The sequence below is a fragment of the Exiguobacterium sp. PvP048 genome, assembly GCF_040549175.1.
Classification (GTDB): Bacteria; Bacillota; Bacilli; order Exiguobacteriales; family Exiguobacteriaceae; genus Exiguobacterium_A; species Exiguobacterium_A artemiae.
Window position 1 is genome coordinate 250741 of record NZ_JBEPSU010000001.1, and the last position, 20468, is coordinate 271208.

At 46.2% G+C, this 20468-nt stretch carries 20 protein-coding genes; 4 read left to right on the plus strand and 16 right to left on the minus strand.

Annotated elements, in window-relative coordinates:
• Positions 1 to 66: 66 nt before the first annotated feature.
• The 3 genes from ABIC15_RS01300 to ABIC15_RS01310 form a co-directional block, all read right to left on the minus strand.
• The gene (locus tag ABIC15_RS01300; protein WP_354019539.1) at positions 67 to 3501 is read right to left on the minus strand and encodes a pyruvate carboxylase; all 3435 of its coding nucleotides are present in this window, start codon (positions 3499 to 3501) and stop codon (positions 67 to 69) included.
• On the minus strand, positions 3494 to 4765 hold the full coding sequence (locus ABIC15_RS01305) for an FtsW/RodA/SpoVE family cell cycle protein (protein ID WP_354019540.1): 1272 nt from the start codon (positions 4763 to 4765) through the stop codon (positions 3494 to 3496). The genes ABIC15_RS01300 and ABIC15_RS01305 overlap by 8 nt, the downstream gene beginning before the upstream one ends.
• A gap of 77 nt (positions 4766 to 4842) precedes the next feature.
• Positions 4843 to 5121, minus strand: coding sequence for an Fpa/YlaN family protein (locus ABIC15_RS01310; protein WP_014970798.1), 279 nt, complete (start codon positions 5119 to 5121; stop codon positions 4843 to 4845).
• 122 nt (positions 5122 to 5243) lie between these two features.
• On the opposite strand from ABIC15_RS01310, the gene ABIC15_RS01315 reads away from it, so the two are divergent.
• On the plus strand, positions 5244 to 5705 hold the full coding sequence (locus ABIC15_RS01315; RefSeq protein ID WP_012370865.1) for a hypothetical protein: 462 nt from the start codon (positions 5244 to 5246) through the stop codon (positions 5703 to 5705).
• Positions 5706 to 5778: 73 nt separating this feature from the next.
• Here ABIC15_RS01315 and ABIC15_RS01320 read toward each other — a convergent pair whose 3' ends face one another.
• Positions 5779 to 7095 carry a PhoH family protein gene (locus ABIC15_RS01320; RefSeq protein WP_012370866.1) on the minus strand — a complete coding sequence of 439 codons (1317 nt, stop codon included), beginning with the start codon at positions 7093 to 7095 and terminating at the stop codon, positions 5779 to 5781.
• A 39-nt stretch (positions 7096 to 7134) separates the two neighbouring features.
• Positions 7135 to 7587, minus strand: coding sequence for a PNPOx family protein (locus tag ABIC15_RS01325; RefSeq protein WP_012370867.1), 453 nt, complete (start codon positions 7585 to 7587; stop codon positions 7135 to 7137).
• 116 nt (positions 7588 to 7703) lie between these two features.
• On the opposite strand from ABIC15_RS01325, the gene ABIC15_RS01330 reads away from it, so the two are divergent.
• On the plus strand, positions 7704 to 7907 hold the full coding sequence (locus tag ABIC15_RS01330; protein ID WP_012370868.1) for a YlaI family protein: 204 nt from the start codon (positions 7704 to 7706) through the stop codon (positions 7905 to 7907).
• Positions 7908 to 7935: 28 nt separating this feature from the next.
• On the opposite strand, the gene ABIC15_RS01335 is transcribed toward ABIC15_RS01330, so the two are convergent.
• The 3 genes from ABIC15_RS01335 to typA form a co-directional block, all read right to left on the minus strand.
• Positions 7936 to 8985, minus strand: coding sequence for a PQQ-dependent sugar dehydrogenase (locus tag ABIC15_RS01335; RefSeq protein WP_354019541.1), 1050 nt, complete (start codon positions 8983 to 8985; stop codon positions 7936 to 7938).
• A 138-nt stretch (positions 8986 to 9123) separates the two neighbouring features.
• A complete protein-coding gene (locus ABIC15_RS01340; protein WP_012370870.1) occupies positions 9124 to 9477 on the minus strand; it encodes a YlaH-like family protein in 354 nt (117 codons plus the stop codon).
• 27 nt (positions 9478 to 9504) lie between these two features.
• Complete coding sequence (gene typA / locus ABIC15_RS01345; protein WP_012370871.1) at positions 9505 to 11352, minus strand: translational GTPase TypA; 1848 nt, start codon at positions 11350 to 11352, stop codon at positions 9505 to 9507.
• 187 nt (positions 11353 to 11539) lie between these two features.
• On the opposite strand from typA, the gene ABIC15_RS01350 reads away from it, so the two are divergent.
• Complete coding sequence (locus tag ABIC15_RS01350) at positions 11540 to 11710, plus strand: DUF5325 family protein (protein ID WP_012370872.1); 171 nt, start codon at positions 11540 to 11542, stop codon at positions 11708 to 11710.
• 18 nt (positions 11711 to 11728) lie between these two features.
• On the opposite strand, the gene ABIC15_RS01355 is transcribed toward ABIC15_RS01350, so the two are convergent.
• The 3 genes from ABIC15_RS01355 to ABIC15_RS01365 all read right to left on the minus strand — a co-directional run bounded on the left by ABIC15_RS01355 (position 11729) and on the right by ABIC15_RS01365 (position 13341).
• Positions 11729 to 12508, minus strand: coding sequence for an inositol monophosphatase family protein (locus tag ABIC15_RS01355; RefSeq protein WP_052294397.1), 780 nt, complete (start codon positions 12506 to 12508; stop codon positions 11729 to 11731).
• Positions 12509 to 12645: 137 nt separating this feature from the next.
• Entirely contained in the window at positions 12646 to 12834 is a 189-nt protein-coding gene (locus ABIC15_RS01360; RefSeq protein ID WP_012370874.1) for a hypothetical protein, read from the minus strand.
• A 234-nt stretch (positions 12835 to 13068) separates the two neighbouring features.
• Complete coding sequence (locus ABIC15_RS01365) at positions 13069 to 13341, minus strand: UPF0223 family protein (RefSeq protein WP_012370875.1); 273 nt, start codon at positions 13339 to 13341, stop codon at positions 13069 to 13071.
• 133 nt (positions 13342 to 13474) lie between these two features.
• Between ABIC15_RS01365 and ABIC15_RS01370 the strand changes: the two genes are divergently transcribed.
• Positions 13475 to 14962 carry an aminotransferase class I/II-fold pyridoxal phosphate-dependent enzyme gene (locus ABIC15_RS01370; RefSeq protein ID WP_012370876.1) on the plus strand — a complete coding sequence of 496 codons (1488 nt, stop codon included), beginning with the start codon at positions 13475 to 13477 and terminating at the stop codon, positions 14960 to 14962.
• A 124-nt stretch (positions 14963 to 15086) separates the two neighbouring features.
• On the opposite strand, the gene ABIC15_RS01375 is transcribed toward ABIC15_RS01370, so the two are convergent.
• From ABIC15_RS01375 to pdhA, 5 genes are all read right to left on the minus strand, one after another.
• Complete coding sequence (locus ABIC15_RS01375; protein ID WP_354019542.1) at positions 15087 to 15395, minus strand: SAV0927 family protein; 309 nt, start codon at positions 15393 to 15395, stop codon at positions 15087 to 15089.
• A 103-nt stretch (positions 15396 to 15498) separates the two neighbouring features.
• Positions 15499 to 16911 carry a dihydrolipoyl dehydrogenase gene (gene lpdA / locus ABIC15_RS01380; RefSeq protein ID WP_012370878.1) on the minus strand — a complete coding sequence of 471 codons (1413 nt, stop codon included), beginning with the start codon at positions 16909 to 16911 and terminating at the stop codon, positions 15499 to 15501.
• 3 nt (positions 16912 to 16914) lie between these two features.
• Positions 16915 to 18213, minus strand: a complete 1299-nt coding sequence (locus ABIC15_RS01385; protein WP_354019543.1) for a dihydrolipoamide acetyltransferase family protein — start codon at positions 18211 to 18213, stop codon at positions 16915 to 16917.
• A 98-nt stretch (positions 18214 to 18311) separates the two neighbouring features.
• Entirely contained in the window at positions 18312 to 19289 is a 978-nt protein-coding gene (locus tag ABIC15_RS01390; RefSeq protein WP_012370880.1) for an alpha-ketoacid dehydrogenase subunit beta, read from the minus strand.
• 3 nt (positions 19290 to 19292) lie between these two features.
• Complete coding sequence (gene pdhA, locus ABIC15_RS01395) at positions 19293 to 20375, minus strand: pyruvate dehydrogenase (acetyl-transferring) E1 component subunit alpha (RefSeq protein WP_012370881.1); 1083 nt, start codon at positions 20373 to 20375, stop codon at positions 19293 to 19295.
• Positions 20376 to 20468: the final 93 nt, after the last annotated feature.

A 20468-nucleotide genomic window follows, 5' to 3' on the forward strand; every position in this document is an offset into this window, starting at 1 on the left:
GGCAATCCGCCATGCGTTTTGCCTGTTTTCGTCACCCTGTATTTATCCTGCGTTACATATTATGCATTACACGAATTCAATCAATAAATCTTGGCTCGCGATAGCTTCGCCTTCTTTGACATGAACCGATTTAACCTCACCGTCTTCTGGTGCTTGAATCGTCGTCTCCATTTTCATTGCTTCCGTCACAAGCAGCTGCTCTCCCTTACGAATCCGGGTACCGGGTTCGACCAGGACCTTCAAGACGCTGCCGGGCATCGAAGCACCGATCTGTTTCGGGTTCGAACGATCGGCCTTCGGACGGCTCGACGAACTTTCTTTGATGCTGATATCTTTTACTTCGACTTCACGCGGGACGCCGTTCATCTCATAGTAGATGACACGGACACCGTGATCGTCCGGTTGACCGATTTGAATCAACTTCAGGTACAGTGTTTTTCCACGCTCGATTTCGACTTCGATTGTTTCCCCGAGACGCATGCCGTGGAAGAACGTACTCGTATCGAGAACGGAGATATCCCCGTAACGTGTGACATACGAACTGTAATCAAGGAATACCTTCGGATACAAGGCATATGCCAGAGCATCGAATTCCGTTACCGGACGTTCCAGTTTCTCGAACAACTCATGTTTGATGGCATCAAAATTGAGTGGCTCCATCATTTTCCCTGGACGTTCCGTCAACGGCTCAACGCCTTTAAGGATTGCCGCTTGGACTTGTTTCGGGAAACCGTCCGGTGGCGTACCCAGCTCGCCTTTCATCAATTCGACGACAGAATCCGGGAAGTCAAGATTGCTGGCACGTTCCAGAACATCTTCTTCCGTCAGATGGTGTTGGACCATGAACAAGGCCATATCACCGACGACTTTCGAAGATGGTGTCACTTTGACGATGTCGCCGAACAACATGTTGACGCGGGCATACATCGTTTTGACTTCCGACCAGCGATCCGCGAGTCCAACGGCTTTCGCTTGTTGTTGAAGATTCGAATACTGACCGCCCGGCATTTCATGATCATAGACCGTCGGGTTCGGTGCTAACATATCAAGTTCAAATGCTTGATAGAGGTGGCGCACATCCTGCCAGTAATCCGACACTTCCTCAAATTTTTGTGCCGAAACGAGCGGTTGACGCTTGTGACCACTGAGGGCATGAATCAGACTTCCTCCGGCAGGCTGACTTGTCAGTCCCGCCATACTTGAAGCGGCGACGTCAACGATATCGACACCGGCATCAACAGCTCGGGCATACGTGTAAATGCCGTTCCCGCTTGCATCATGCGTATGCAGATGAATCGGCAAATCAACAGCATCTTTTAACGCCGAGACTAATGCGTAGGCAGCTTCCGGTTTCAGCAGACCTGCCATATCTTTGATGGCAATGATATGGGCACCGCTCGCTTCGAGTTGTTTCGCCAGTTTAACGTAATACGGAAGATGATATTTCGGACGGTTCGCATCAAACAAGTCGCCTGTATAACAAACTGCTGCTTCTGCGATTTTACCCGTCGGCAAGACGGCATCGATGGCCAGCTGAATGGATTCAGGATTGTTTAAGCTGTCGAAAATCCGGAACACATCAACACCCGCTTGCGCGGCTTCCTTGACGAATGCATGAATGACATTGTCCGGATAGTTTTTATAGCCGACTGCATTGGCTCCGCGTAACAACATCTGAATCAACACATTCGGCATCTTTTCACGCAACTGCATCAAACGAACCCACGGATCTTCTGACAGGAAACGGTATGCCACGTCAAACGTTGCACCGCCCCAGGCCTCTACTGAGAACAGTTCCGACAACAGTTTGGCTTCCGCCTCGGCAATTGCCACTAAATCTTTTGTCCGCATCCGTGTCGCAAGCAACGACTGATGCGCATCACGGAAAGTCGTATCTGTCAATTGAACCCGTTCTTGTGCTTTCAGCCAGTTGATGACACCAAGCGGGCCTTCCGTATCAAGAATCGCTTTCGCACCTGCTTGATAGTCAGCCGGAAGATCTTTCGGAATCCGGACGTCGCGGGCAAGCGGTTTTTCAATCTTGCCGATTCCCGGGAAACCGTTGACGGATACTTCTCCGATATATGTCAGCAACTTCGTACCACGGTCTTGTCGTTTCGGGAAGATGAACAATTCTTTTGTGTCGTCGATAAACGATGTATTGTAATCTCCGCTGATGAACGCGTGGTGCTTCAGAACATTACTTAAGAATGGGATGTTGGTTTTAATTCCCCGGATCCGGAACTCGCTTAAGTTTCGGCTCATTTTAGCAACGGCTTGATCGTATGTTAAGCCGTGTGTCGAAATCTTAACGAGCAAGGAATCGTAATAAGGCGAGATTTCAGCACCGACATAGGCATTTCCGCCGTCAAGACGAACGCCAAAACCGCCTGGTGAACGGTATGCTTTGATTTTTCCCGTATCCGGCAGGAAGCCGTTCTCCGGGTCTTCGGACGTAATCCGGCTCTGAATGGCGAAACCTAACATTTGAATATTTTCTTGCGCAGGAATACCCACCAGGTTACTATGTAGTGATTCCCCTTCCGCGACTCGAATTTGTGTCTGGACGATATCAATGCCCGTAATCATTTCCGTAATCGTATGTTCGACTTGAACACGCGGATTGACTTCGATGAAATAGAAGGACTCGTCTTGTGTCACTAAAAATTCAACCGTACCGGCATTCTCATAGCCGACATGCTTCATCAACGTTACCGCTGCTTCACAGATCTTTTGGCGTCCTTCGTCCGATAACGTGACACACGGCGCGACTTCGACGACTTTTTGGTGACGGCGTTGCACGGAACAATCGCGTTCAAACAAATGAACGATATTGCCGTGGGCATCCCCGATGATTTGAACTTCGATATGTTTCGGACGTTCAATCAATTTTTCAACGTAAATTTCATCTGAACCAAATGCTTTTAAAGCTTCCGATTTTGCCCGCTCAATCATTTCCGGCAACTCTTCTTCTGTCCGGACGACACGCATCCCGCGTCCGCCGCCGCCTAGAGAAGCTTTGACCATTAATGGATAACCGGCTTTTTCAGCGAAAGCATACGCTTCATCAATCGATGTGATCGGACCGTCCGTTCCCGGAATAACGGGTAAACCGGCTTCGATGGCTGTTGTCCGCGCACGGACTTTATCACCGAAGCTGTAGAGATGTTCTTCTCGGGGACCGATAAAGATAATCCCCTCTTCCCGACAGCGAGTAGCGAGTTCAATATTTTCTGACAAAAATCCGTAACCTGGATGGATTGCATCACATTGTGCCTTCTTGGCAGTCTCGATGATTCCTTCGATATCAAGGTATGCTTCGATCGGTTTTTTTCCCTCACCGATTCGGTACGCTTCATCGGCTTTGTACCGGTGAAGCGACCCCATATCTTCTCGTGAATAAATAGCGACTGTCCGAATCCCGAGTTCGGTTGCCGCACGGAATACGCGAATCGCGATTTCTCCGCGGTTGGCGACAAGAATCTTTTTGATTTTAGTCAACTGATGCTCCCCCTTTAGGTAATGAACTCGTAGCACTCATCTTTCGTGCTTCCTGTACTTCTTTATGATACGCTATCCGGTGCTTGTTTTGCATCGAAATATTTGCCACGACCCCAAGCATCGTACTCATGACAAGCAGTGAAGACCCGCCGTAACTGATAAACGGTAACGTCACACCCGTCCCCGGAAACAGACCGGACATCGCCCCGATATTGATACCGGTTTGGATAAAGATGATCGACGAAATGCCGAACGCCACCATACTCGAATAAATCGAAGCAGATTGCCGGGCAATCAGCGCCCCTTGCCACATTAAAAAGAACAACAGTCCGAGAACAACGAGAACCCCGACGAATCCGAGTTCTTCCGAGATGATTGACATGATGTAATCGGTCTCCGGCTCCGGCAGATAACCGTACTTTTGAAAGCTGTTCCCCAAACCGACTCCGAAGAATCCTCCATGAGCGATCGAGATGACCGAATTAATCAGTTGATACCCTTTTCCTTCGGCATCTAAAAATGGATTGAAGATGGCTTGAATCCGTTCCATCTGATTGGCGGAAAAATTGTTCCAGGCATACAGACCGACTCCTGATGCAAATACGATGGCAACAGCGATATACCCGTGCGGCAAGCCGACTGCAAAAAGAATCATGGCCGAAATCAAAAGAAGGATAAACAATCCTCCGTCATCCGGCTGCATTCGGATAATAATGGCGTAAGGAGCCAACAACACGGTCATCGGAATCAAGATCCAGTCCGTAAAACTAAGCAAAATCCGTTTGCCGGATGAATCGGGTGCGATTTGCCGATGAATGAAATGATGGACAATCCCAATCACACCGTTCATCTGTCCTTTATGTTTTTGATCAAAGTAGTTGGCGAGACCGATGACAAGAACAAATTTACACAGCTCAATCGGCTGAATCAAAAAAATCCCAAAATTTAACCAGGCACGTGCTCCGTTCAACGGGGCAGCAAACAGAGTTGCCGTCAACATCCCGAATGTAATGAGATATAAACCCAACCGAGCGAGCGGTCCTCGGAACGTCTCATGATTTAAATGAGCGACAAACAAAAAGACAACAATCGCCATCACGTCAAACATCAATTGTTTTTCAAAAAATGAGGTATTCGCGTAATCGCCGCCGTTCCAGACACTGGCACTGTAGACCATCACCGTACTGATGGCCATCAGGATCAGCATCGTGAAGAAGAGGCGATAATCAAAAAACGCACGTTTTTCCTTAAACTTCGATTGCATTATGTACACGTCCTTTTTCTAATTCCTAGTTCTAAAAAAAAATACCCAAACGCCGCATTTCACGTTTGAGTAGAAAATCAGCACGTCTCCGCATCATGTAAATCAGATAATTGCTGTTCTAATGAGTCGAGTAATTGTTTCCCTTCACTCGCATCAATCAGTTCGAGACGAACGGCAAAATCAATTTGGCGTGACAATCCGAACATTTGTGTATCCAATACTTCCTCATAAAGAGGACATTGTGGCATCGTTAAATTCGCAAGCTGGACCTCGATCAACCGGCGGATTTTATGGGCATCCGCTTCTAGTAGCTCAAGAGCGCGCTGGCGATGAACTGTCCCGATTTCAGTTGACAATCCAATCCCTCCTCATCAAATGACGCGTTCCTGTTATAGCTAAACTTTACCTTACTTTCGCCAACAATTCAACGTTTCGGTATAATGGATTTGCACGACTCATACATTTAGGGGGAATAATGATGATTTTTCCGATTACAGGTAACGTCCGCTATCCACTCACAATCGACCCGACGGTTTGGATCTTCGATGAACGGAAGATTGAAGTCGACCATATTGGAAAAGAAGTCGGGGATAACGCACAAGAAGCCTATTATGCCAAGATGGGGGCTGCTTGGGATAAAGGGATCACAGAGGGCAGTCGAACGGACCACAACAAACCGATGACGCGCGAAGAAAAAGATGCTGCCTTACGGGGAACGTTTGCCATGCCGCTTGCACCGTTCATTCAAAATGCCGAGACACTTGAAGGTGCCTCCGCGCTACGCTTTGAAGGAACAGAAACAGTCGAGCTCAATCTCAGTACGTTACCGGAACTGTACTTACAGTTTTCAAAAGACGGAAAAGTTTTAAGCGACGGTCCTGTCCATCTGCTTTATCGTGATCAAATCGTCCGCTCCGTTACTCGCATCACTGTCGTGTAATCCGGAAACGACAAAAAGCCGTTCTGTTTCTTCTGACTTGAAGGAAACAGAATGGCTTTTTTTGTAGTTGAGCTTACAGCAAGTCGGCTGCCAAACGAGCCAGACTTGACCGCTCGCCTTTCACCAGTTTGACATGTCCTGTCATCTTTTCACCTTTCAACCGCTCGACTGCATAAGACAATCCGTTTGAATATTCATCCAGGTACGGATGATCAATTTGCTGCGGGTCACCGACCAATACAATTTTCGAGTTTTCACCGACACGGGTCAAAATCGTCTTCACTTCGTGTTTCGTCAGGTTTTGCGCTTCATCGATAATGATGAATTGTCCCGGCATGCTCCGACCTCTGATGTAAGTCAGGGCTTCCAGTTGAATCGATTTCATTCCTGCCAAAATGTTCCCCAGCTCATCACCGGAACTCGTATTGAACAGATGTTCCAAGTTATCATAAATCGGTTGCATCCAGGGCCGGAGCTTTTCTTCCATTTCTCCCGGCAAATATCCGATATCATTCCCCATCGGTACGACCGGACGGGCAACAACTAATTTTTTATACCGGTGTTCATCTTCCACCTGTAACAGCCCTGCTGCGAGTGCCAGTAATGTTTTTCCGGTTCCCGCTTTCCCGACAAGTGTGACAAGCGGCACATCATCCCGAAGCAACAGTTCAAATGCCATCCGCTGTTGAACGTTCCGCGGAACGACACCCCAGACTTGATCGATATCGAGTGATAAAGCCCGGATGATCGGCAATTCCTGATCGACGACGGCAATTGCCGATGCTTTTGACATATTACTTTTTAAAATGACGAATTGATTCGGATGTACTTTTTCCGGAAGAACATCGACCGATAATCGTTTATCCTGATAAAACGCATCGATGTATTCTTGGTCGACGGTCAATTCCACAAAACCCGTATATAGTCCGGTCAGATCAGCGATGTGATCGGTCAAATAGTCTTCTGCGACTAATCCGTAAGCATCTGCTTTAACCCGGACGAGGATATCTTTTGAAACAAGGATGACATCCCGTCCGCTTTGCTGTTCTTTTTGTTCCCGATGAATCGACCAGGCGAGTTCCAGAATCTTATTGTCGTTGGACTCATGCGTAAACGGTGACACTTCACTGATGGAATCTCCAATATCGACCCGAAGAATTCCGCCGTTCCCGAGTGGAACACCGGCATGGAGGTGTCCCGTTTCCCGCAATTGATCCAAAATCCGTGCCGTTTCCCGGGCATTTCGACCGACTTCATCCATATTTCGTTTTTTTCCGTCCAATTCTTCTAAGACTATGGCCGGAATCACGACATCGTGCTCTTGAAATTGAAACAGAGACAATGGATCATGTAGCATGACATTGGTATCGAGCACATATATTTTTTTCATTCCATCGTTCGCTCCTTTAGAGTCGAGTTTTGATGAATGTTATCCTTTTAAAATGTCTTGAATTTGTTGATCAAGTTGCATCGCGGCTGCTTCATCGTACGTTTTATACACACGCGGCCGGTCCGACACAGCGGCTCCGTAGAATAAGATATCGCGGACCTCTTTTATCTGTCCTTCATAGAGCGCTACCTTTAACGGTAAGCGTGCTGTCGTTTCCCAGGCTGCGACATCCGTACATGTTAAACTGTACGTCGACTGATCAGCAAAGAAAATAAGTGTAAAAACAGGATGGTCAGCTAACGTTTTGACAAGTAATGAATCTGCTTCAATCGCAAAGCGAATCGTTGTTTCGTCTTTTGCATACACCCAACTGATAGCATGTGTAATCGGCCAGCTTTTGCTCTGATCATGTGTGATTAAAAACACAAGCGGTAAATCTGTTAATGCCTTCATCTGCTGTTCACTCAGACGATGTTCCACTTTATTTGCCATGGTACCACCCCCTCTGTTCCTTATTTTATTACTATTCGATACTATATATTCGCATCCCTTTTTCAAGTTGAACAATTCTTAAATATGATATACTAAGAAAAAAAGGGGGACCTCCCATGCGTGTCAAATGCACCATCTGCGATAAACGAGAAACCATCGATGACTGGTCCTTTACAGCAAAAAGACTGCGAAATAAACCGGTACGCGTCTACATATGCGATGAATGTCATGAACGTGTCACTGAGCGGACCATCGCGCGCCAAGAAACCGGACATTTTAACCTTTATCCGACATGGGCGACAACTAAAAAAAGATGGTAAACTACTTTGAATGATCAAAGTAGTTTTTTTATGGCTTAAGACGAACCAGCACATCGTCTTCATCCGACGGATTTCCTCGTCCATCTGTATTGTTCGTCACATAATAAAGTTCCTTCCCGTCCGTCATCACGTCCCGAATGCGCCCGCGATCCGTCACGATTTGTTCCACTTTCGACGACTCCGTCTCAATCGACCGGAGACTTTGACCGACCAGCGTCCCGAAATACAGTTTCCCGTTTTGTTCCGCTACTCCGCTCGGCGCAACTGATTTTTCGCCCACTTCATACCAAGGTGTGACGAGCCCTTGTTGCTTTTCCGTTCCTTCAATCAACGGCCACCCGTAATTTTTTTGTTCGATCCGGTTAATTTCATCGTGTCCGTTCTGTCCGTGTTCCGTTGCATACAGGGTTTGGTCGACAAACACCAAACCTTGTGGATTCCGGTGACCGTAACTGTAGATGTACTCTTTTACATTCCCGTCCGCCGGTTTTCCATCGAGTTTCATCCGGAGAATTTTTCCGGATAACGAAGAGAGTTTTTGAGCGTTTTCAGGGACTGCCGCGTCTCCGGCCGTGACATACAACAATCCGTCTGGTCCTATTTCGATGCGGCCACCGTTATGAATCGTGGCACCGGGGATCTTATCGAGCAGTACCCGTTGTTCTTTCCAGGATTCCTTTTCTTCCTTAATCGCTATGATGCGGTTCCAGAGCGCGCCATCCTTCTCATACGTATGATAGACATATGCTGTTCGATTCTTTGAGAAGTCCGGATCAAGCGCCATCCCAAGCAGTCCGCCTTCCCCTTGCGCAACAACCGGTTCGGTCAGTTCGAGATCCGTCCGGCTGTAGTTTCCTTCAGTGCCTTTGACAATTGTCCCTTCCCGTTCGGTAATATAAAACACTTCTTGGTTTTTCTCAATATTCCATGGTGTCCTTAAATTTTTAAAAATGATATCACTTTTGACCGTTTCCGATGTTTTGGGAACTGTTTTTGATGAATCTTTAGTCGTCGTTTCCGAACATCCGGCTAATACAATCACAAGACCACACGAAATGCCTAAGCTTCGGTTTATCATCTCGATCACCTCTTGCTGTTTTTTTCCCGAACCTGCCGCAAACTATTCCTGCAATCGAACACGGATTACGTTTCCATTCATTTCACACAAAAAAGTCCCGCTTCCAAAAGGAAACGGGACTTTTTTATTGATTTATGATCAAGAAGCAGTTCGTTCTCGCTCACGTTTGACCATCCACATCCGGAATCGGTAAATTCCGAGAATGACGACCATCGCAAGTAAGACTTCAGGAATCGGCCATGTCCAAAAGACGAGTGTTAAAGCAGCAGAAAATACCGCGAGTAACAAATAGACAATCAGTGATTTCCACCAGGCTAACTCTTTCGCAAAACCTAATTTAAAAACGATTAACGTCAAGATGACGACCGTAATCATCAGTGCATTAAATCCGGCACTCAAGTTGTTCGGGTCACTTCCCACACCAAGCAATTTCGCAACGGCAGGAATATCAAATTTCGAGAAATCAGAAGCAACGGCAGGTTGTGCAGTCATTGCCAGTCCCCCTTACGTGTTAAGAGCTCAGTCTTTACCAAGACGACGGCGCTTGTCTTGTTTTTCACGTTCGTTTTTGTTTAATACTTGTTTACGAAGACGAACTGATTGCGGTGTGATTTCACAGTACTCATCTTCATTCAGGAATGTTAATGATTCTTCAAGTGAGAAGACACGTGGACGTTTAAGAACGTTTGTTGTATCTTTCGCAGATGCACGCATGTTCGTCAATTGTTTCGCTTTAACAACGTTAACAGCGAGGTCGACGTCACGGTTACATTCACCGATGATCATTCCTTCGTAAACTTCAAGACCTGGCTCGATGAAGATTGTTCCGCGGTCTTCGAGTGCAGAGATTGCATAAGCAGTCGCTTTACCCGTCTCGATTGAGACCATAACTCCACTGCGGCGTCCACCAATGTCTGCATTGATGAACGGACGGTATTCTTCGAACGTGTGGTTCATGATTCCGTATCCACGTGTTGCAGATAAGAATTCATTCCGGTATCCGATCAATCCACGTGAAGGAACGATGAATTCCATTTTTGTTTGTCCGTTATCCATTGTCTGCATGTTCGTCAGTTCACCTTTACGGAGACCGATCGATTCCATGACACCACCTGTGTACTCTTCAGGTGTATCAATGACAACGCGCTCAAACGGCTCAACTTTAACGCCGTCTTCAACTTTGATGATTACCTGCGGTTTAGATACTTGAATTTCGTATCCTTCACGACGCATGTTTTCAATCAAAATCCCGAGGTGAAGCTCACCACGGCCAGATACGATCCAGCGGTCCGGCGAATCTGTGTTTTCGATACGGAGCGAAACGTCTGTTTCAAGTTCTTTTTCAAGACGCTCTTCGATTTTACGCGAAGTGACGAGGTCACCTTCACGACCAGCGAATGGCGAGTTGTTAACGATGAACGTCATTTGAAGAGTCGGCTCATCAATACGAAGTAATGGGAGTGGATCGACGTGTGAAGTCGGGCAAACCGTTTCACCGACGTTGATATCTTCCATACCTGCGATTGCAATCAAATCTCCAGCTTTTGCAGCTTCAATTTCAACACGTTTCAGACCAAAGTATCCGAATAATTTTGTAACACGGAAGTTTTTGATTGATCCATCAAGTTTAGAAAGCGAAACGCTGTCTCCAACTTTGATTTCTCCACGGAAAACGCGTCCTACTCCGATACGACCAAGATAGTTATCGTAGTCGAGCATTGTAACTTGGAATTGTAACGGGTCCATGCTGTTGTCAACAGGAGCCGGTGTGTGTTCAAGAATCAAATCAAGAACGTTTGTAATTGTATCTTCTTGATTTTCAAGTTCAGGGTCAAATGAACTTGAGCCGTTGACTGCCGATGCATAAACGACTGGGAATTCGAGTTGATCTTCATCTGCTCCAAGATCGATCAAGAGGTCGACGACTTCGTCAACAACTTCGAGTGGACGGACCATCGGTTTGTCAATTTTATTGACGACGACGATTGGTTGAAGACCTTGTTCAAGTGCTTTTTTCAATACGAAACGTGTTTGTGGCATACAGCCTTCACGTGCATCGACAACGAGGATAACGCCGTCAACCATACGCATGATACGTTCTACTTCACCACCGAAATCGGCGTGACCTGGTGTATCAACGATGTTGATACGTGTATTTTTGTAATCAATTGCCGTATTTTTAGCAAGGATCGTGATTCCGCGCTCACGCTCGATATCATTTGAGTCCATTGCGCGTTCTTCGACTAGTTCATTCGCACGGAATGTTCCAGATTGTTTTAAAAGCTCATCGACGAGTGTCGTTTTACCATGGTCAACGTGGGCGATGATCGCGACGTTGCGTAAATCGTTTCTTACTAATGTTGTCATAGGTGTGTACCTCTTTCTGTTCATTTAAATAATCCATTAATACTTTCGGTCAACTTTAAGAGTATAGCACAGGTTGACTGGTAGTTGGCAATCACTTCGATTGAAGATGACAGCGAAAGCCTTTTCATTGTCCCTGATTCACGCTAAACTAAAGACGAGTTTATGTATCGTGAGGGGGAAATGACAAATGCGGATTCTTTTTTTATTGTTAGCCATTATCGCAGTCGGTTCAATGGCTGCCATCGGTATTTTTATCGCGGAGCAAAACGTTCTTATGATTGTCGTCTCACTTCTTTTAACTATCGGAACAATGGGAGTAGGCTTCGTCTTGAAAGCTCGTTTACGTAAACAAGCTTAAACGCCCTCTAGGGGCGTTTTATTTTTGCACGTACGTTAAGACATCCTCAACGAATTGCCGGCTTCCTGCCAATACACTCGTTTGTTCAAGATACGTCATGTCCGCTCCCTCGATTGTCCCGACACGTCCGCCGAGTTCTTCAATCAAGACTTGTCCCCCTGTATAATCCCACGGCATGTTCCGCATCGTAATATATCCGTCGACCCGACCTGCCGCAACCCAGGCGAGTTCGAGTGAAGCCGCACCGACTGCCCGAACACCGACCGCATCACGGACAAGAGGCGCGAGCAGGTTGGAATCGATTCGCCGGTTTGCCGTCACCCATGTCGCATTCATGCAGATAATCGCTTCATTGACCGGTCTTTCCTTGATTGGTGCAAGCCGGATTCCGTTTTCGTAAGCCCCCTGCCCTTTAATGGCATGAAACAGTTCATCTGCCATCACGTCATAGACGAATCCGTAACGTAATTCTCCTTCTACCATAATGGCAATCGAGATGGCGAATAACCGTTTTTGACGAATGAAGTTCATCGTCCCGTCAATCGGATCCACGAACCAGACCGTGCCTTCTAATGTATCCGGACGAACGATTCGTCCTTCTTCTCCGTACACATGGTGATCCGGATACCGATCCAAAATTCCTCGAATCAGTAAATCCTCCACATGCTGATCAATTTCCGTGACAAGATCACTTTTATTTGTTTTTTCTTCTATATGATACGCTTGATCCATCTTTTGACGGATATACTTTCCCGCCCGCTTGATTAGATCGATCGCATGTAACTCAATCCCTTGCATCCGACTCACCCTTTCCGTCTCCTTTAGACCGTCCTACCTTTTCATGATAACAAAAAAAATCAACCAACAAAAATTTCGCTGGTTGATTTTGGGATTATTTTATTATCGTTTATTCTATTTTAAGAAGATCATCTTGATTACGCTTCAAGACGAACCATCTCTTGGCGGTATTTTTCAAGACGTTCCTTACTGGCACCCATCGCTTCCGTATCACTTGCTACAATTGCATCATGTAAAGTCGCAAGTTCATAATCGATTTCAAGGCGCAATACAGGAATGCGTTTTTCTGCATCTTTTCTTTTGTATGCTTCAATCACTTGTTTCACAGTAACCACACTCCTTCGCGGGATAAAAAACTTAGTTATCAGACAATTGCGACTAATTAGTGGATTGAATCCATAATAGTACGATTTAACTTAGATGTAAAGTGTCTATTTTTAAATTTTTCAGTTGTACGATATCGTCTTGTATGTAGTATATAACCAGTTTTTGTTTTTTCTAAACAAACAACCTCTCTTCTGGACAGTCAGAAAAGAGGTTGTTTGATGATACGGATTTCGTTACTTTTTCAAACGTAACAAAGCATCGGTTTGTTTTCTTGCCTGCTGAACTGCACGGTAGCTCGAACATCCAGTCTCTTCAAAATAAAACTGATCAAGCTGTTTTTCTTCCGACTTTGAATTGACGATGGTTTTAAAATCCTGGTAGGCCTTTAAAAAGAACGTTCGATCGATTCCTTTTTCGTAAGCCTCTTCGACCGTATTAAAAAATTGGATGACTGTTACGATTTCGTCCGTCGACCAGTCCGGATTAATGGGATAATTGACCGCCATTGTGACACTTCCTTTCTTGACGCTTCCTATTTTACAACGAAATCGAACATAAAACAGTTGCAACCTTATGAAAACTTGTTATAGTTAGCTTGTTTGATTGTTTTTTTATTCGGTTTTAAGGGGGGGAAATCTGGTGCAAACAAAAAGCTTAACACAGCTCGATACACCTTTATTCGATGCGCTGCTTGCGCATGCGAAACGTCAACCAATTCAATTTCATATTCCCGGTCATAAAAATGGCCAAGGGATGGATCCTGCTTTTCGATCATTCATCGGTCAAAACGCGCTTGATATCGATTTAATCAATATCGCGCCACTCGATGATTTACATCATCCGAAAGGAATCATCAAGGATGCACATCAACTAGCAGCCCAAGCCTTTCATGCAGACGAAACATTTTTCTCCGTTCAAGGAACCTCGACCGCCATCATGGCAATGATCATGAGTGTCGTCGGTCCGGATGATAAAATTCTAGTTCCTCGGAACGTTCATAAATCGGTCATGTCGGCTATCGTTCTTTCTGGAGCGCACCCGATTTTCATTCACCCGGAGTTTGACGAAATGTTCGGTATCGCTCACGGTATCACACCAAGCGCCGTCGAGCGTGCCCTCAGTCTTCACCCGGATACAAAAGCGGTCCTCGTCATCAATCCGACGTACTTCGGCGTTGCAGGTGACTTAGAGAGCATCGTCACCCTTGCTCATAGCAAAGGCATCCCCGTCCTCGTCGACGAAGCACACGGCGTTCACATCGCATTCCACGATGATATGCCGCTTTCTGCGATGCAGGCTGGTGCAGATCTTGCTGCGACAAGTGTTCATAAATTAGGAGGATCACTTACCGGCAGTTCCGTCTTGAATGTCCGCCGCGGTCTCGTCTCGCCGGATAAAGTACAAGCTGTCCTGTCGATGTTGACGACGACTTCTACGTCGTATCTTTTACTGGCATCACTCGACTGCGCCCGCCGGCATCTCGCGATCAACGGAGAAGCGATGAACCGTCGCGCGCTCGAACTGGCGACACGGATGCGGATGGGACTGGCAAAACTTCCTTATCTCGCAGTATTTGGTGAATCGGACCTTCATTCCAGTGCGACATTTGCCTTTGATCCGACAAAAGTTCTGATTTCCGTCAAAGGACTCGGCATCTCCGGTCATCTTGTCGAAGAATTTTTACGGGACGAACATCGCATCGAAGTGGAACTGTCCGACTTAAACAACATCTTGCTGATCATCACTTCCGGTGATTCGGAAGAGACGATTGATGCCTTGCTTGCAGGAATGGCTGATCTCGTAGAGCGTCATCGGGATACAGGGGCTAAAACATCTTCTCACTCGATCGTCTTACCCGACATTCCGGCACTCGCTCTCAGTCCGCGTGATGCTTTTTATGAAGAAACGGAAACCATTCCACTTGCAGACGCTGTCGGCCGGATTTCGGCAGAGTTCATGATGGTCTATCCACCCGGCATTCCGATTTTCATTCCGGGTGAAATGATTACGACAGACAATTTAGCGTACATCAAAGAAAATATCGAAGCCGGTCTTCCTGTCCAAGGACTCGAAGATCATACACTTGAGACCATTAAAGTCATTCAACAATCGAATGCAATTCGTTAAGTTTCGTTCATAATAAGCGGCTGACCCTAAAAGTCAGCTTCTCCAATAGATAAAGGGGGCAGATTCCGAATCTGCCCCCTTGTCTCGTTTAAACAGGAATTATTCTTTTAGAAGTCAACCTCGTTTAATCTGCCTGCTCATAACTCGGAACATCTGGCAACAGCGTCGCTAAAAATTCTCCGACCGCCTCGGCATCCACCGGTTCGATCCCGAGCAGACGCGTCATGGCGTCTGCCTCGAGAACATCCGTATGATCGAGTAAAGCAGCCCGTCCACTCGTAAGACTGACAACTAACATCTTCCCGAAAAACTGTTTGGTAAAGACGACACCAAAATCGTACCGCGCCTGTTCCGTTGTCATCCCGATAAACCTGACTTTATCCGTTTCTGAGACATGATACAGTTCTTCAAGTGGCGACAGTTGAGATTCCATCTTGTCTCACCCTTTCTTTTTTTATCCTTTTCCTGTTTTAAAGACAGATTAAACGACACAAAAAAACCTTAAGCGGTCGGCTCCCCGCTTAAGGTTTTTTGGCTTATTTCATGATGTGGATTGGGCTACCGATTGCAACTTCAGCAGTTTCCATTGCGATTTCACCGAGTGAAGGGTGCGCGTGGATTGTGAGTGCGATATCTTCAGCTGTCATACCAGACTCGATTGCGAGTCCCATCTCTGCGATCATGTCAGATGCGCCTGTACCGGCGATTTGAGCACCAATCAAGAGACCGTCTGCTTTACGTGTGATCATTTTCAAGAAGCCGTCTGGCTCGTTGAGTGCAAGAGCACGTCCGTTTGCAGCGTAAGGGAATTTAGACGCAATATAGTCGAGTCCTTCTTCTTTTGCTTGTGCTTCCGTATAACCGACTGTTGCGAGTTCTGGGTCTGTGAAGACAACCGCAGGAATCGCGCTGTAGTCGAGGTATGCCGGATGTCCAGCAGCTGCTTCAGCAGCAATTTTTGCTTCGAATGAAGCTTTGTGTGCAAGTGGCGGCCCAGGAACGATGTCCCCGATAGCGTAGATGTTTTCGTTCGACGTACGGCACTGATCGTCGATTTCGACGAGTCCACGTTCGCTGACTTTAACTTCTGCCATTTCAAGACCGAGATCAGATGTGTTCGGGCGACGACCGACTGTGACGAGGACGTAGTCCGCTTCGACAGTTTGTGTTTCACCTTTGACTTCAAACGTAACTTTCACGCCTTCTTCTGTCTCTTCGACACTTTGTGCAAGTGCTTCGTTGTGAATCGTGATGTTTCCTTTTTGTTTAAGCTTTTTCTTAACGACTTGCGTCATTGCAGGCTCGAATCCAGAAAGGATATCTTTTGTACCTTCTAAGATGACAACTTCAGTGTCAAAGTTAGCATACGCTGTTCCGAGTTCCATTCCGATGTACCCGCCGCCGATGACGATGAGTTTTTTCGGAAGTTCAGGAAGGTTCAAAGCGCCTGTTGAAGAAAGGACACGTTTTGACCATTTGAAAGCTGGAAGTTCGATTGGAGTCGAACCTGTTGCGATGATACATTTTTTGAATTTGTAAGGTGTAGAAGAATCTTCATTGATGATACGAACTGTATCTTCAGATTGGAAGTAAGCTTCCCCAACGACTGTTTCAACGTTGTTACCTTTAAGAAGGCCACCAACACCACCAGTCAATTTGTTGACGACTGATTGTTTCCAAGATTGAACTTTTGAGAAGTCGACAGCGACGTTCTCAGATGTGATTCCCATTGAATCTGAACCTTTTGCATGTTGGAAGTTGTGTCCAGCTGTGATCAAGGCTTTTGACGGGATACATCCGACGTTCAAACAAACACCACCGACGTTTTCACGTTCGACGATTGTTACTTTAAGTCCGAGTTGCGCACCGCGGATTGCAGCGACGTAACCACCAGGGCCAGCCCCGATTACGAGTAAATCTGTTTCTTGTGCGAATTCACCTACTACCATTGCTTATCCCTCCATAATGAGAAGTTGTGGGTCATTTAACAAACGTTTAACCAAGTTAAGCGCGTTTTGTGCTGTAGCACCATCGATGAGACGGTGGTCGAAGCTGAATGACAAAGCAAGTACTGGTGCTGCAACGATTTCGCCGTTTTTGACGACCGCTTTTTCAGCGATACGGCCAATACCGAGGATTGCAACTTCTGGGTGGTTGATGACAGGTGTGAACCATTGTCCGCCAGCAGAACCGATGTTTGTGATTGTGATCGATCCGCCTTTCATTTCGTCCCCAGAAAGTTTACCGTCACGTGCTTTACCAGCAAGGTCGTTAATGTTATCTGCTAATCCGAAGATTGATTTACGGTCTGCATCTTTGACGACAGGAACAACAAGACCATTGTCTGTGTCTGCTGCGATACCGATGTTGAAGTAGTTTTTGTAAACAACTTCTTCGTTCACATCGTCGATTGACGCGTTGATTGCAGGGTATTTTTTAGCTGCAGCAGTCAATGCTTTTACAACGAATGGAAGATACGTCAATTTCGTACCTTGTGCTGCCGCAACTTCTTTGAAGTTTTTACGGAGTGCAACAAGATTCGTAACATCGACTTCGTCCATCAATGTAACGTGTGGGGCTGTATGTTTCGAGTTGACCATTGCTTTCGAAATCGCTTTACGGATTCCTTTGATCTTCTCGCGTGTTTCGAACTCAGGTTGAGCTGCAACATACGGTTTCACTTCAGATTTAGATGCTGAAGCTTGTGCTGCCGGTGCTTTTTCTTCTGCTGCTGGTGCAGTTGAAGATTGTCCACCGTTTGCAAATGCATCGATGTCTTCTTTGACAACGCGACCGTTGTCACCAGAACCTTGAACTTCACGGATGTCGACGCCTTTTTCGCGTGCATATTTACGCACTGAAGGCATTGCGATAACGCGTTCTGATTTATGGATTTGAACTTCATTTGGCTTGTCTTCGACTTTTTTATCTGTGTCTTGGACATCTTTTGCGTTGTCTGCTGCTTTAGGTTGTTCCGGTGCTTCTTCTTCAGAAGGAGCTGAACCTTCGCCTTCCACATCAAACGTGATCAATACGTCACCAACGACGGCTACGATGCCTTCGTCGACTTTTACTTCTTTGACTGTGCCATCAACTGGTGACGGGATTTCAACGACTGCTTTATCGTTTTGTACTTCAAGAAGAATGTCATCTTCTTTTACTGTGTCGCCTGCTTTAACGAACCACTTTACGATTTCACCTTCGTGAATACCCTCACCGATATCCGGTAATTTGAATTCAAATAAACCCATTTGAATTAGCCTCCTTTTATTTCACTCTTCTGGTCGATTGTTATCTTTAAAACGGAAGCAAGGAGAGAATTGCCTCTCTCCTTTTTTCCGGTTCACTCTTAGAAGTTGTAAACAGTTTTTACTTTTTCGACGATATCTTTGTGGTCCGGAAGCCATGAATCTTCACCTTGTGCGAACGGGAAGATTGTGTCAGGTGCCGCAACACGAAGGATCGGTGCTTCGAGGTCAAGAATTGCGCGCTCTTGAATTTCAGTTGCGACCATTGCAGCCACACCTGCTTGTTTTTGAGCTTCTTGAACAACGACAACACGGTTCGTTTTCTTGACTGACTCAACGATTGTATCGATGTCAATCGGGCTGATTGTCATCAAATCGATAATTTCAACGCTGATGTTTTCTTTTTCAAGCTCTTCAGCAGCTTTGAGTGACGCGTGAACCATTGCACCGTACGTTACGATTGTCACGTCAGTACCTTCACGTTTGATGTCTGCTTTTCCAAGTTCGATCGTGTAGTCGCCCTCTGGCACTTCACCGCGGAATGAACGGTACAGTTTCATGTGCTCGAGGAAAACGACTGGGTCGTTATCGCGGATTGATGCGATCAAAAGACCTTTTGCATCATACGGAGTTGAAGGGATGACGACTTTAAGTCCTGGTGACTGAGCCATTAATCCTTCCAAGTTATCTGCATGAAGCTCAGGTGTTTTAACACCGCCACCGAATGGTGAACGGATTGTAACAGGTGCACTGTACGTGCCGCCTGAACGGTAACGTAAACGTGCGAGTTGTGCCGCTACAGAATCAAATACTTCGAAAACAAAACCGAAGAATTGGATTTCCATGATTGGACGGAAACCAGTTAAGCTGAATCCGACTGCAAGGCCACCAATACCAGACTCGGCAAGTGGTGTATCGAAGACACGGTCTTCGCCTAATTCATCTTGAAGACCTTCTGTCGCACGGAATACCCCACCGTTCTTACCGACGTCTTCACCGAACAAGAGAACTTGCTCGTCGCGTTTCATCTCGACGCGCATTGCGTCAGTGATCGCTTGGATCATCGTCATTTGTGCCATGGGTTATTTCGACTCCTTTGCTGTATACTCATCAAGCTGCTCTTGCAGGTTTTGTGGTAACTTTTCAGCCATCACGTTGATGAAGTCTGTTACTTTTTGTTTTGGTTCTTTATCTGCTTGAGCGAGTGCTTCTTTTACATCCGCTTTCGCTTGTTCAATGACTTCGTTCTCTTTGTCTTCGTTCCAAAGACCTTTTGTTTCCATGAACGCACGGAAACGAACGAGTGGATCTTGTGCTTGGTACTCATCATCCATATCTTTTGTACGGTAACGTGTTGGATCATCTCCAGCGAGCGTATGCGGTCCGTAACGGTATGTGAGCGTTTCGATCAATGTCGGAACACCGTTCAGTGCTTCAACACGAGCTTGTTTTGTTGCTGCGTAGACGGCAAGAACGTCCATTCCGTCAACTTGGATTCCGTTGATTCCGGCTGCAACAGCTTTTTGAGCGATTGTTTTCGCCATCGATTGTTTTTCAACCGGTGTAGAAATCGCAAAACGGTTGTTTTGGACAACGAAGATCGCAGGTGCTTTGAATGCTCCGGCAAAGTTCATACCTTCGTAGAAGTCACCTTGTGACGATCCGCCATCACCTGTGTACGTGATTGCGACTTGTTCTTTTCCACTTTTCTTAAGGCCGAGTGCAACACCGGCAGCTTGCACGATTTGTGCACCGATGATGATTTGCGGCATTAAGACGTTAACACCCTCAGGAATCTTACCGCCTGTGATGTGTCCGCGTGAGAACAAGAATGCTTTGTAAAGCGGGAAACCATGGAAAACCATTTGCGGGATATCACGGTATCCTGGAAGAATCCAGTCATCTTTATCTAAAGCAAATTGTGAACCGATCATTGACGCTTCTTGTCCAGCGACTGGCGCGTAGAAACCAAGACGTCCTTGACGGTTGAGTGAGATTGCACGTTGGTCCCAGATACGTGTGTAAACGAGACGACGCATTAATTCCGTAAGTTCTTCATCTGAGAGGTCCGGCATAGCGTCTTTGTTGACGACTTCACCTTTCTCATCCAGAATGCGGAATGTTTCAAAGTTTTCTTCCACGTTTTTAAACATGTTTAAGTTCATCTTTTCACCTCATCCTTTCACTGTGTTCAGCGAAATATTCCTCTTACTGACTTGCTACATACCAATAGTGTTCAAAAAATGAAGTCCCGTATG